Here is a 12,617-nt window from a genome sequence, read left to right on the forward strand (position 1 = left end):
GGAACAGTCTCTCCGATCCACGCGGGCGTTACGGTGACCGCGAACCGTCATGATCGCCGTCCGGTAGGTTCGCCGGATGCGACAGCAGTTCCTGGGGGCGCTCATCGGCGCCGCGTTCGGCACCGTGTTCGTCCTGGTCAACTCCGGTGACCCGCTTCCCGCGGTGATCGGCTGGGTGCTGCGCGCCCTCGCCGTCCTCGCGCTCGCGGCCGTGGTGGTCCTCGGGCTGCGCGCGGGCGGGCGCCCGACGCTCGAGGGGCGGCCGGTGTTCGGGCCGAGCTACCGGGTCATCGTCATCGGCGAGGTCGTGCTGCTGGTCGCCGGGTTCTTCGTGCTGACCCTGCTGGAAGCACCGGTGGAGGCCAACGTCGCCTGGATCGCCACGATCGTCGGACTCCACTTCGTCGCGCTCGCTTCGGCGTGGAAGACCCGCTCGATCCTGGTGGTCGGCGTCGTTCTGACGGTGCTCGGCGTCCTCGGTCTCGCACTGCTCGGAAGCGTCACCGACTGGGTGCCGTTCGTCAGCGGCGTCCTCTCCGGGGTGACCCTGCTCGGCGGAAGCCTTTACGGCGTCCGCCGAGCCTGAGTCACGGGAGTCTCTGCCCGAAGAACAGGCTGGCCGCCGCGCCGATCATCAGGATCAGCGTGCCCACGACCACCCACGGCTTGCTCGCGTCGGCGTCCTTGATCTCGTAGCCGATCTGCTCGCCGAGGTCCCCGTAGACCTTCTTCAGTTCCTCGGCGCTGGCCGCCTTGTAGAAGTCGCCGCCCGAAAGCCGCGCGATCTCGCGCAGTGACTCGTCGTCGACGCTCACCGGCTGGGCCTTGCCGTCGATGTCGACCGAGCCGTGCGTGGTGCCGAACGAAATCGACGAGATCGGGACGCCCGCCTGCTTCGCCGCCTGCGCCGCCGTGTAGCCGCCGCGCGCCGCGTACAGGTCCTCCGGCACCGTCTGCTTGCCGTCCGACATCAGCACTATCCGGGCGGGCGGCGGTCCGTCGGCCCCGCCCACGACGCTGGAGAAGCTCTCCACCGACTGCAGGGCCGCGAAGATGCCCTCACCGGTCGCCGTCGACTGCGCCAGCTTCAGGTTCTCGATCGCCTTGATCACGCCGTTGCGGTCCGTGGTCGGGTTGACCAGCACCGTCGCCGTGCCCGCGAACGAGATCAGGCCCAGGTTGATCCCCGGCGTCATGTTCTGCGCGAACTGCGTGGCCGCGTCCTGCGCCGCCTTCAGCCGCGTCGGGGCGACGTCGGTGGCCTCCATCGACAGCGAAACGTCGATCACCAGCATCACGGTGGCCCGGTTGCGCGGCACCTTCTGCTCGGCGGTCGGCCCGGCCAGCGCCACGGTGAGCAGCAGGAGCGACAGCACGATCAGCACCGCAGGCACGTGCCGGACCCAGCCCTGGCTCTTCGGCGCGACCCGTTCGAGGAGGTCGAGGTTCGCGAACCGCATGGTCCGCTTCCGCCGCGCCCGCTGGGCGAGCACGTACCCGACGGCGACCGCGGCCACGGCGATCAGGAGCAGGAACCACCACGGCGCCGTGAAGCCCGTCAAACTCACGCGACACCCCCGGACCAGCGCCGCTTGCGGGCGACGACGAACCGCACCATGTCGGCGATCCAGTCGGCGTCCGTGCGCAGCGTCAGGTGCGCCGCACCCGCGCGGCGCAGGCCGGCCGCCACCTTCTGCCGGTGGGCGTGGGCCGCGGCCCCGAACTCCTTGCGCAGCAAGGCCGAAGCGTGCACTTCGCGCTGTTTCCCTGTCTCCGGGTCGGCCAGCACGACGGTGCCCACCTCGGGCAGGTCGACGTCGCGCGGGTCGAGGACTTCGATCGCGATCAGTTCGTGGCGCCCGCCCAGGGCCCGCAGCGGCCGCTCCCAGGACGTGTCGCCCAGGAAGTCGGAGATCACCACGGCAAGGCCACGCCGGCGCGGCGGACGGCGCAGGGCCTCCAGCGCCTGGGCGAAGTCGCCCCGGGTGCCCTCGGCCGCACGCGGTGTCTCGGCCAGCTTCCGCACCAGCCCGCGCGCGTGGGCGAGGCCGCCGCGCGCCGGGATGCGGGTGGTGTCCGCGCCGGTGGAGACCAGCGCGCCGATCCGGTTGCCGCCGCCCCCGGTCAGGTGGGCGACCGCCGCGACCGCGCAGACCACCAGGTCGCGCTTCTCGCACAGCGCCGTGCCGAAGTCGAGGCTCGCCGACAGGTCGGCGACGACCCACGTCTCCAGCTCGCGGTCGGCCACGGTCTCGCGGATGTGCGGGGTCGTGGTGCGGGCGGTGACCGCCCAGTCCATCCGGCGGACGTCGTCACCGGGCTGGTACGGGCGGGCTTCACCGGGCTCGGAGCCCGGCCCCGGCACGAGGCCGAGGTGGTTGCCCTGCAGCAGCCCGTCGAGCCGACGGCGGACGTCGAGCTCCAGGGTCCGGAGCCCGGCCTCCATCCGGTCGCCGCGCAGCACCGGCGGCGCCCACGAAGGGCGTGCGCCCTTCTCGTTCTTCGCCATCGCCGGGTTACCTGACCGGCGCGCCCGCCGGGACCGGGCCACCCTGGCCGGCCCCGCCCTGCGGCCGGGCCGAGACCTGCGGCAACGGCACGGTCTGCAGCACGCGCGTGATGATGTGGTCGATCGGCACGCCGTCGGCCAGCGCGTCGTAGGACAGCACGAGCCGGTGGCGCAGCACGTCCGGCACGACGTCGACGACGTCCTGCGGCAGCACGTAGTCGCGCCCGCGGACCAGTGCCAGCGCCCGGGCGGCGGCGATGATGCCGAGGCTCGCGCGCGGCGAGGCACCGTAGGACACCCAGCCGGCGACGTCGGCGAGGCCGTGCTCGTTCGGCGTGCGGGTGGTCAGCACGAGCCGCACGACGTAGTCGACCAGCGCGTGGTGCACGAACACCTGCGACGCGACGCCCTGCAGCCGGACCAGCTCGGCCGGGCTGAGCACCTCGTGCGGGGTGGGCGGGGTGACGCCCATCCGGTAGATGATCTCGCGCTCCTCCTCGGCCGAGGGGTACTCGACCTGGATCTTGAACAGGAAGCGGTCACGCTGCGCTTCGGGCAGCGGGTACACGCCTTCGTTCTCGATCGGGTTCTGGGTGGCGAGCACGAGGAACGGGTCGGGCATCGGGAACGTCTGCCCGCCGATCGACACGTGCCGCTCGGCCATCACCTCGAGCATCGCCGACTGCACCTTCGCGGGCGCGCGGTTGATCTCGTCGGCGAGGACGAAGTTCGCCACGACCGGGCCGAGTTCGACGTCGAACCGCTCGGCGCCCTGGCGGTAGATCCGGGTGCCGAGGATGTCGGCGGGCACCAGGTCGGGCGTGAACTGGACGCGGGAGAACGAGCCCCCGACGACCCGCGCGAACGTCTCGACGGCGAGGGTCTTCGCCACGCCGGGCACACCTTCGAGCAGCAGGTGGCCCTTGGCCAGCAGGCCGACCAGCATCCGCTCGACCAGGCGGTCCTGGCCGACGATGATCCGCTTGACCTCGAACACGGTCCGCTCCAGCAACTGGGCGTCCCGCGCCGGTGTCGCCTGCTGGCCGTTCCCGCCCTCGGCGTAGCCGGGCTCGGTCACTCTGCCTCCTCGAAAGTTCGTGCGCCGCCCCCGCGACGGTGATCACGCGGTGCGACCGTACTGCGTCCCCCGGCCGTAAGTCCGTCCGGCACGCGGACGCACGGGTTGCCCCGTCAGTAGCCAACACCTTTCCCGGTGTGACATCTGTGAAGCTGATCCGGTTCCCGGTCTCAGCGGTGCCGTTCGAGGTCCTCCGGCGTGTCGATGTCGTCCGCTTCGCCCAGTTCGGCCGGCACCTCGGTGACGCTCAGCCCGCCGAGCACCCGCCGCAGCGCCGCGTTCTCCACTTGCTCGGGCAGCGCCGCCCGCAGCGCCGCGACCTGCCACGCGCCCAGCAGCCACTGCCGGGACCCGCCGGCGTCCACCAGGACCGCGCCGTCGCCGTCGCCGATTCCAGCGACCAAGCGGTCCACAGTGGACTGGCGGACGCCCGGGAGGTCGGCCGCCAGCACGACGACCGCCTCGACGTCGTCCGGGACGAACGCGAGGCCGGCGGCCAGTGCCGCGACGGGGCCGGTGCCGGGCACCGGTTCGCGCGTCCACACGACGTCGAAGCCGGGGCGCCGGGGGCCGACCACGATCACGCGTTCCGCGCCGTCGAGGGCGTGGATCGCGCGGGTCAGCAGTGGTTTGCCACCCACCGACAGCGCCGGCTTGTCCACACCGGACAGTCTGCTGGCCGAACCCCCGGCCAGCACGATCCCCGCGTACCGCATCCCGGGAATCTAGCCCATACTCGACACGTGTCCTACACCGTCGAACCCCGCGTGGACGCCTACATCGACGCCCTGCCGGACTGGCAGCAGGCGATCTGCCGCGAGGTCCGCGAGCTGGTCCACGCGGCGGACCCCGAAGTGACCGAGACGATCAAGCGCACCCGGCAGCCCTACTTCGTGCTCGAGGGCAACATCTGCGCCCTGCTGGCGGCGAAGGACCACGTCAACGTCTTCGTCTACGACGGCGGCATCGTCCCCGACCCCGAAGGCATCATCACCGCCGGGCACGGCAACAAGACCGCGCGGACCGTCGCCTTCCGGGAGGGCGAGCCGATCAACGCGCCCGCGCTCACCGCGATGTTCCGGCAGATCATCGCCAACAACCGGGCCGGCGGCTGGCGCAAGCTGAAGCGCGAGCAAGCCTGACCTCAGCGGCCGAGCACCAGGTAGGCGAGGCCCAGCACGCCCCGGTAGTCGCGGAAGTACTGCCGCTGCCGCTCGTCGAGCCAGTCCCGCACCTCCGCCGCCCGCGGATCGGCCGGGTTCGCCAGCACCCACTCCTGCCAGGCCAGCTTCGACGTCGACTCGAAGTCGTCCCATTCGAGCTGGTCGGCGGTGCTGACGTGCAGCACCCGCCAGCCCGCGCCGGTCGCGGCGTCCAGCAGTTCCGGCAAGGTCAGCGTGTCCGGCCCGAAGATCTCCAGCGCCGCCGCTCCCGGCGGGGCGGCCCAGAAGCCGTCGCCGTAGAGCACCCGGCCGGCCGGCACCACCCGCCCGAGTTCCGCCAGCGCCGCCTTCGTCGAGCCGAAGGCGTGCGCGGCGCCGATGCAGAACGCCCGGACGGCGGCGCCGTCCCAGGTCGCGGCGTCGGCCTCCGTGAACTCCACCGCGAGGCCGCGCTCGCGAGCCGCCGCCCGGCCTCTCGCCAAGGAGACCACGTCGGTATCGACACCGGTAACGCGCAGGCCAGGGGCCCTCGCGGCCGCCCGCAGCAGCAGCTCACCCCACCCGCAGCCGAGGTCGACGAGGTGTCCTTCGCCGAGGGCCATCCGGTCGAGCAGCAACGACGCGTGAGCCTCGGACAGGGGCGTGTTCCAGCGCATCCGCGTGCGCCGCAGCGCGTTCAGTTCGTCGTCCACGCGGCCGATCTTGTCGCCTCGTCACCAGGGCGTCGAGCGGGTTTCAGCCGATCAAGCGGGTCGCGTACGGCATGATCCCGCCGTAGCGGACCGGCGCGATCCGGACGCGCAGCCCGGACTGCGGGGCCTCGACCATCTGCCCGCCGCCGAGGTAGAGCGCGACGTGGTGGATGCCGCCCGCGCCGCCCCAGAACAGCATGTCGCCGCGGCGCATCTGGGACAGCGGAACCCGCCGCCCCGCCGTGTACTGGTAGCCGCTGTAGTGCGGCAGGCCCGTGACCCCGGCGAAGGCGTAGATCATCAGGCCGGAGCAGTCGAAGCCGATCTTGTTGTAGTCGCCGTAGCGGTCGGCGACGCCGCCGTCGCGGATGCCGCGGGTCGGGCCGCTCGCGTTGCCGCCGCCCCACGCGTACGGCAGGCCGATCTTGGACAGCGCACGGGCGATGACCGCGACCCGGCCGGGCCCGCGGGCGGCTTGCTCGCCGGGCGGCCGCCACCGCCGCCGGAGGAGGCGAGCGCGGCCTGGCGGGCGCGCTCCTCGTCCTCGCGCTGCTTCTGGGCGAGCCAGTCCTGGTAGCGCTGGCGCTGGCCCTGCAGGCCGCTGACCTTGGCCTGCGCGGCGTAGAGCTGCTGCTCGACGTCGGACTTGTCCTTCTCGAGCCGGGTGTTCTGCGTGGCCTGGCTGTCCTGCGCGCTGATCGCCCTGGCCTGCGCGGAGTCGGCGCTGGTCTTGGCCTCCCGGGCGGCGTCCTGCTTCTGCTGCGCGATCTCCGCGGCCTTGCGGGCCGCGGAGTCCTTGTTCGACTTCGCGGTCTGCGCCTGCTGGAGCCGGTCGAGGGCGTTGAGCCGGTCGCCGCCGACGGCGTCGAGCAGCTGGGCGCGGGCCAGCATGTCCTTGGGGCTGTCGGCGCTCAGGTACGCCGAGAGCGAGCCGACCGTGCTCCCCTGCTGGAAGCTCGCGGCGGCGAACGTCTTGAGGTCGTTGCGGGCCTTCTCGATGGCCGCGGCGGCCGCGTCCGCCTCGGTCCGGGCGGCCTTCGCGTCGTTCTCGGCCTGCGCCGCGGCGTCCTGCGCGGCCTGCAGGTCGACCAGTGCCTTGTTGGCCTCTTCCTGCTTGAGCTCGACGTCGTCCTGCAGTTGCGACAGCTTCTGCTCGGCCTGGGCGAGCTGGTTGGTCAGCCGGCCGACTTCACCGGCCTTCGCGTTGGCGTCGGCCTTGCTGTTGTTCAGCTCCGAGTCGCTCGGGTTCGGCGGCGGCGGTGGCGCCGCCAGGCCCGTGCCGCCGGCCCCGAACAAGATCACCAGAGTGAGCGCGCTCACGGTGAGTCCGCGACGGGTCCACGGCACCCCCGGACCCCCACGCCGTCCCGCCACGACCGCCCACCTCCGCTCACCTGCGCACATCGCGCGTCACTGCAGTCACACCACTATCACAAGCATCACCGGAAACTTACACACCGTAGGCACCAATTCCCCTCATTGAGGGACCCCGGCAACGGATGGCGCAGCCCACACCGCGTGTCGTCTTGTCCGGCAAACAGGACGCGCGTACTGTTTGAGGCACCGCGAGGTGTGCCATCCCGAATCCGGTCCTACGGTGGGGGTGCGCAAGACTCGCCACCACCGAACCCGACCGAACTGACCCGGGACTCGACCGCCGCACCGGCGCGGAAGTCCATGCCACTGGAGTTAGACGTGACCGCACCTGCCAGCAAGGACAGCTTCGGCGCCAAAGACACGCTGAAGGTCGGCGACGCCTCGTACGAGGTGTTCCGCCTGAACAAGGTCGAGGGCGCCGAGCGGCTGCCCTACAGCCTGAAGATCCTGCTCGAGAACCTGCTGCGCACCGAAGACGGCGCGAACATCACCGCCGACCACATCCGCGCGCTCGGCTCGTGGGATCCCAACGCCGACCCGTCGATCGAGATCCAGTTCACGCCGGCCCGCGTGATCATGCAGGACTTCACCGGCGTGCCGTGCGTCGTCGACCTCGCCACCATGCGCGAGGCGGTCACCGACCTCGGCGGCGACCCCGACAAGGTCAACCCGCTCGCCCCCGCCGAGCTGGTCATCGACCACTCGGTCATCATCGACGTCTTCGGCCGCGCCGACGCCTTCGAGCGCAACGTCGAGATCGAGTACGAGCGCAACCGCGAGCGCTACCAGTTCCTGCGCTGGGGCCAGGGCGCCTTCGACGAGTTCAAGGTCGTCCCGCCGGGCACCGGCATCGTGCACCAGGTCAACATCGAGCACCTCGCGCGCACGGTCATGGCCCGCAACGGCCAGGCGTACCCCGACTCCTGCGTCGGCACCGACTCGCACACCACCATGGTCAACGGCCTGGGCGTGCTGGGCTGGGGCGTCGGCGGCATCGAGGCCGAGGCGGCCATGCTGGGCCAGCCGGTGTCGATGCTCATCCCGCGCGTCGTCGGCTTCAAGCTGACCGGCGAGATCCCGGCCGGCGTCACCGCCACCGACGTCGTGCTCACCATCACCGAGATGCTGCGCAAGCACGGCGTGGTCGGCAAGTTCGTCGAGTTCTACGGCGAGAGCGTCTCCGCGGTGCCGCTGGCCAACCGCGCCACCATCGGCAACATGAGCCCGGAGTTCGGCTCCACCGCCGCGATCTTCCCGATCGACGAGGAGACCGTCCGCTACCTCAAGCTGACCGGCCGCTCCGCCGAGCAGGTCGCGCTGGTCGAGGCCTACGCCAAGGAGCAGGGCCTCTGGCACGACCCGTCGCGCGAGGCGTCCTACTCCGAGTACCTCGAGCTGGACCTCTCGACGGTCGTCCCGTCGATCGCCGGCCCGAAGCGCCCGCAGGACCGCATCGAGCTGTCGGACGCGAAGTCCTCGTTCCGCAAGTCGATCCACGACTACGTGGACGGCGAGCAGGTCACCCCGCACACCAAGGTCGACGAGGCCGTCGAGGAGTCGTTCCCGGCTTCCGACCCGGCCGCCCTGTCGTTCAAGGACGAGGACGCGGTCGACCTCCAGTCGGCGGCCAACGGCGGCAGCGGCCGCCCGTCCAAGCCGGTCAAGGTCTCCAGCGCCGACCGCGGCGAGTTCATCCTGGACCACGGCGCCGTCGTGATCGCCTCGATCACCTCGTGCACCAACACCTCGAACCCGTCGGTCATGCTCGGCGCCGCGCTCCTCGCGCGCAACGCGGTCGAGAAGGGCCTCGCGGTCAAGCCGTGGGTCAAGACGTCGATGGCGCCGGGCTCGCAGGTCGTCACCGACTACTACACCAAGGCCAACCTGTGGCCGTACCTGGAGAAGCTGGGCTACCACCTGGTCGGCTACGGCTGCACCACCTGCATCGGCAACTCCGGCCCGCTCTCGGACGAGATCTCCGCGGCCATCCAGGAGAACGACCTCACCGCGGTCTCGGTGCTCTCGGGCAACCGGAACTTCGAAGGCCGGATCAACCCCGACGTGAAGATGAACTACCTCGCGTCGCCGCCGCTGGTCATCGCCTACGCGCTGGCCGGCACGATGGACTTCGACTTCGCGAACCAGCCGCTGGGCCAGGACACCGACGGCAACGACGTCTTCCTGAAGGACATCTGGCCGACGGCGAAGGAAATCCAGGAGACCATCGACTACGCGATCACGCAGGAGATGTTCACCAAGGACTACGCCGACGTCTTCGACGGCGGCGAGCGCTGGAAGTCGCTGCCCACCCCGGAGGGCAAGACCTTCGAGTGGGACGCGGAGTCCACCTACGTCCGGAAGCCCCCGTACTTCGAGGGCATGACGCCGGAGCCGGCCGCGGTCACCGACATCACCGGCGCGCGCGTGCTGGCGAAGCTGGGCGACTCGGTCACCACCGACCACATCTCCCCCGCCGGCGCGATCAAGCCGGGTACCCCGGCCGCGCAGTACCTGACCGAGCACGGCGTGGAGAAGAAGGACTTCAACTCCTACGGCTCGCGGCGCGGCAACCACGAGGTGATGATCCGCGGCACGTTCGCGAACATCCGGCTGCGCAACCAGCTCCTCGACGACGTGCAGGGCGGCTACACCCGCGACTTCACGCAGGAGGGCGCCCCGCAGGCGTTCATCTACGACGCGGCGCAGAACTACGCGGCGGCGGGCACCCCGCTGGTCGTGCTGGGCGGCAAGGAGTACGGCTCGGGCTCGTCGCGCGACTGGGCGGCCAAGGGCACCTCGCTGCTGGGCGTCCGCGCGGTGATCACCGAGTCGTTCGAGCGCATCCACCGCTCGAACCTGATCGGCATGGGCGTCATCCCGCTGCAGTTCCCGCAGGGCGAGTCGGCCTCGTCGCTCGGCCTCGACGGCACGGAGACGTTCGACATCTCGGGCATCACCAAGCTGAACGACGGCGAGACCCCGCGCACGGTGCACGTCACGGCCACCAAGGCGGACGGCACCAAGGTGGAGTTCGAGGCGGACGTCCGCATCGACACCCCGGGTGAGGCGGACTACTACCGCAACGGCGGCATCCTGCAGTACGTGCTGCGGAAGATGACGCAGGCGTAAGGGTTTTCGCTTTGAAGGGCCTCCCCGCTCGGTCGAGCGGGGAGGCCCTTTTCGTTACGCAGGTACAGCTTCCCAGCGCACGCTCGACACCGAAGGCTCCAGGGAAAGCCGCGACACCGCCGCCTCCATCTGGGCGTCGTCGCGCTGGTCGCCGACCAGCTCGGCGCGAACCTCGACCGTGCGGTCGTCGCGGTCCGTGCTCAGCACCGACAGCAGGCGGAAGTCCGTGCGGGTCAACGACTGCACGAGCAGCGCCCGCACGTGCGCCTCGGTCGCGTCGCGCGTGACGGCCTGGAACGCGTACCTCGTCGGCGTCTCGTCGCCGGCGTCCGGGCGGCGGTCGACGGCGCGCCCGAGCGGCCGCAGCACCACGTTCACCCCGACCACGACGGCGGTTCCGGCCGCCGCGACCGCGTACAGCCCGGCGCCGGCGAGCGCGCCGACCGCCGCGGAGCACCACAGCGTGGCCGCCGTGTTGAGGCCGCGGACGTTGAGGCCGTCGCGCATGATGACGCCGGCACCGAGGAACCCGATGCCCGAGACGATCTGCGCGGCCACCCGCGTCGGGTCGGCGTCACCGCTCGAGGCCAGGCCGCCGAAGCCGTGCGCGGACAGCAGCACGAAGAGGGTCGCCCCGACGGCGACCAGCGCGTTGGTGCGCAGCCCGGCCAGGCGGGCGCGGAACTGGCGCTCGATTCCGATGACGGCACCCAGGCCGACCCCGGCGCCGACGCGCAGCAGCATTTCGAAGATGGTCATGATCCGGCTCTTTTCCGGCGTGCGCGCACTGCCGGACAGGGGCGGCCGGACTCAGCCCAGCGGGAAACCCCCGGTGAGCGCGCGCCCGGCCGTCCGATGACTGTCCGCTGGCATGTGCCGCTCACCTCGCTTCCCGTACTCGTGTTGATCAAGCCCCGCCACTGTACCGGACGCGAAAAGGCCGGGGCGACGTCCGCTGCGTCACCCCGGCCTTTTCGTGGCTCAGCCCTGCGCGGCCGCCGTCTCGAACGGCTGGACGTTCGGCTGGAACACCTGGCCGGCCGCCGGGACCTTGAGGTCGGTCAGGTAGTCGGCCACGGCCTTGTCGACGCCGAGGGCGTCACCGAGGATGCAGTGGCCGAACGCGTCGACCGACAGGAGGCGGGCGTTGCCCAGCTCCTGCGCCATCCGCTGGGCGAACTGGTACCGCGTCGCCGGGTCGTAGTAGTTGCCGACCACGACGACCGGGACGTCGGTCTTGGCCTGCCACGGCCCGCGGTAGGCGTCCGGCTTCTTCGCCGGCCACGCCGGGCAGGCCGCCGTGTCGGCGAACGCCTGGTAGCGGCCGAAGGTGGGCGACTCGCGCTCCCACTTGGCGGCGATGCCCGGCACCTGGTCCTGCTTGATCCGGAACGGCTTGTCCGAGCAGTTGACGGCGAAGTACGAGTCGTCGCTCGTGTACGGGCTGTCCGGGTTCTGGTCGGCCAGGCCCTGCTTGCCCGGCGTGAGCACCTTGAGCGGCTTGGCCTGCAACGTCTGGGCCTGCGCGCCCGCCGGGTGGATCGCGGTGTAGAGCGCCTGCAGGTCCTCGGCCAGGCTGGCGAACGCCGCCGGCGAGTACAGGACGCTCGAGGCGGCGCCGGTGAACCGGTTGATGTCGACCGTGCCGCCACCGGGGATGGTGATCGGCTGCTTGCGCAGGTACTCGCGGAGCTCGTCGAACTTCGCCCGCGGGTTGCCGTCGCTGAACGCGCACTTCGCGCCGGCCTGGTCGCACCGCTTGAGGAAGCCGTCGAGGGCGATCTCGAAGCCCTGCGCGCGTTCGCGGTCGTACTCCACGCCGTCGCCGGTGCGCAGCGCCGGGTCGACGTTGCCGTCGATCACGATGGCCCGCGACTGCTTCGGGAACATCGAGGCGTAGGTCGAGCCGATCAGCGTCCCGTAGGAGAAGCCGACGAACGACAGCTTCCGGTCGCCGACCGCCGCGCGCAGCGTGTCGAGGTCGCGCACGACGTCCTTGGTGGACATGTGGTTGAGCAGCGAACCCGCGTTGTTCTTGCAGAACTGCCCGTAGTCGCGGTAGCTGGCCAGCGTCCCGGAGATCTCGGCGCGCGACAGCGGCACCGGGATCTGCGCGGAGAAGACCTCGTCCGCGTCCTCCTGGGTGGTGAAGCAGCGCAGCGGGTTGCTGTCCCCGACCCCGCGCGGGTCGAACCCGACGAGGTCGAAGCGGTCGAGGACCTGCGGCTGGAAGTAGAACTGGCCGCCGATCGGCATCCGCAGGCCGGACCCGCCCGGGCCGCCGGGGTTGAGGAACAGCGAGCCGACGCGCTTGTCCGGCGTGCGGGCCGCGCGCTTGAGAAGAGCGATGTCGATGGTGCCGAGCGTGGCGTTGTCGTGGTCGATGGGCACCCGGTAGCGGGCGCAGCTGTAGTACTTCACCTGGTCGTCGGGCACCCCGGCGAGGGTGTCCGCCGGGCAGGTGCCCCAGTTCGGCGCGGCGGTCGCCCCGACGACCGCCGGCTTGACCGCGGCTTCGGCGGCAGCCGCGGCGGTACCCGCCGTCCCGACGGTGGCGACCCCCGCCACCAGCGCTCCGGCCAGCGCGAACGAGCGTATCCGGCCCCTGGTGGATCTCCGCAAGACGTCCTCCCTAGGTCACGCATTCACCGCGCGTCCAGGACGTCACG

At 71.3% G+C, this 12,617-nt stretch carries 10 protein-coding genes and 1 pseudogene; 3 read left to right on the forward strand and 8 right to left on the reverse strand.

Annotation, left to right across the window (positions count from 1 at the left end):
- Window positions 1–76: 76 nt before the first annotated feature.
- The gene (locus H4696_RS10215; protein WP_086856041.1) at window positions 77–586 is read left to right on the forward strand and encodes a hypothetical protein; all 510 of its coding nucleotides are present in this window, start codon (window positions 77–79) and stop codon (window positions 584–586) included.
- A 1-nt stretch (window position 587) separates the two neighbouring features.
- On the opposite strand, the gene H4696_RS10220 is transcribed toward H4696_RS10215, so the two are convergent.
- The 4 genes from H4696_RS10220 to mobA all read right to left on the reverse strand — a co-directional run bounded on the left by H4696_RS10220 (window position 588) and on the right by mobA (window position 4,303).
- On the reverse strand, window positions 588–1,568 hold the full coding sequence (locus H4696_RS10220; protein WP_086856042.1) for a VWA domain-containing protein: 981 nt from the start codon (window positions 1,566–1,568) through the stop codon (window positions 588–590).
- Entirely contained in the window at window positions 1,565–2,509 is a 945-nt protein-coding gene (locus tag H4696_RS10225; protein ID WP_086856043.1) for a DUF58 domain-containing protein, read from the reverse strand. The genes H4696_RS10220 and H4696_RS10225 overlap by 4 nt, the downstream gene beginning before the upstream one ends.
- A gap of 7 nt (window positions 2,510–2,516) precedes the next feature.
- Window positions 2,517–3,587 carry an AAA family ATPase gene (locus H4696_RS10230; RefSeq protein WP_086856044.1) on the reverse strand — a complete coding sequence of 357 codons (1,071 nt, stop codon included), beginning with the start codon at window positions 3,585–3,587 and terminating at the stop codon, window positions 2,517–2,519.
- A gap of 170 nt (window positions 3,588–3,757) precedes the next feature.
- Window positions 3,758–4,303 carry a molybdenum cofactor guanylyltransferase gene (gene mobA, locus H4696_RS10235; protein ID WP_086856045.1) on the reverse strand — a complete coding sequence of 182 codons (546 nt, stop codon included), beginning with the start codon at window positions 4,301–4,303 and terminating at the stop codon, window positions 3,758–3,760.
- A gap of 27 nt (window positions 4,304–4,330) precedes the next feature.
- Here mobA and H4696_RS10240 point away from each other — a divergent pair, with 27 nt between their 5' ends.
- Window positions 4,331–4,729: a DUF1801 domain-containing protein gene (locus tag H4696_RS10240; protein WP_086856046.1), complete on the forward strand. Its 399-nt coding sequence runs from the start codon at window positions 4,331–4,333 to the stop codon at window positions 4,727–4,729.
- Between the two features lie 2 nt (window positions 4,730–4,731).
- On the opposite strand, the gene H4696_RS10245 is transcribed toward H4696_RS10240, so the two are convergent.
- Both H4696_RS10245 and H4696_RS10250 read right to left on the reverse strand, forming a co-directional pair.
- Window positions 4,732–5,442, reverse strand: a complete 711-nt coding sequence (locus tag H4696_RS10245; RefSeq protein ID WP_086856047.1) for an SAM-dependent methyltransferase — start codon at window positions 5,440–5,442, stop codon at window positions 4,732–4,734.
- A gap of 43 nt (window positions 5,443–5,485) precedes the next feature.
- Window positions 5,486–6,846 (reverse strand): annotated as a pseudogene (locus tag H4696_RS10250) (NlpC/P60 family protein).
- A gap of 273 nt (window positions 6,847–7,119) precedes the next feature.
- Between H4696_RS10250 and acnA the strand changes: the two are divergent.
- A complete protein-coding gene (acnA, locus tag H4696_RS10255; RefSeq protein ID WP_192782226.1) occupies window positions 7,120–9,948 on the forward strand; it encodes an aconitate hydratase AcnA in 2,829 nt (942 codons plus the stop codon).
- 54 nt (window positions 9,949–10,002) lie between these two features.
- On the opposite strand, the gene H4696_RS10260 is transcribed toward acnA, so the two are convergent.
- Both H4696_RS10260 and H4696_RS10265 read right to left on the reverse strand, forming a co-directional pair.
- Window positions 10,003–10,707, reverse strand: a complete 705-nt coding sequence (locus H4696_RS10260; RefSeq protein ID WP_086856049.1) for an MgtC/SapB family protein — start codon at window positions 10,705–10,707, stop codon at window positions 10,003–10,005.
- Between the two features lie 222 nt (window positions 10,708–10,929).
- On the reverse strand, window positions 10,930–12,546 hold the full coding sequence (locus H4696_RS10265; protein WP_086856066.1) for an alpha/beta hydrolase: 1,617 nt from the start codon (window positions 12,544–12,546) through the stop codon (window positions 10,930–10,932).
- Window positions 12,547–12,617 lie beyond the last annotated feature (71 nt).

Source organism: Amycolatopsis lexingtonensis (genome assembly GCF_014873755.1).
Taxonomy (GTDB): Bacteria; Actinomycetota; Actinomycetes; order Mycobacteriales; family Pseudonocardiaceae; genus Amycolatopsis; species Amycolatopsis lexingtonensis.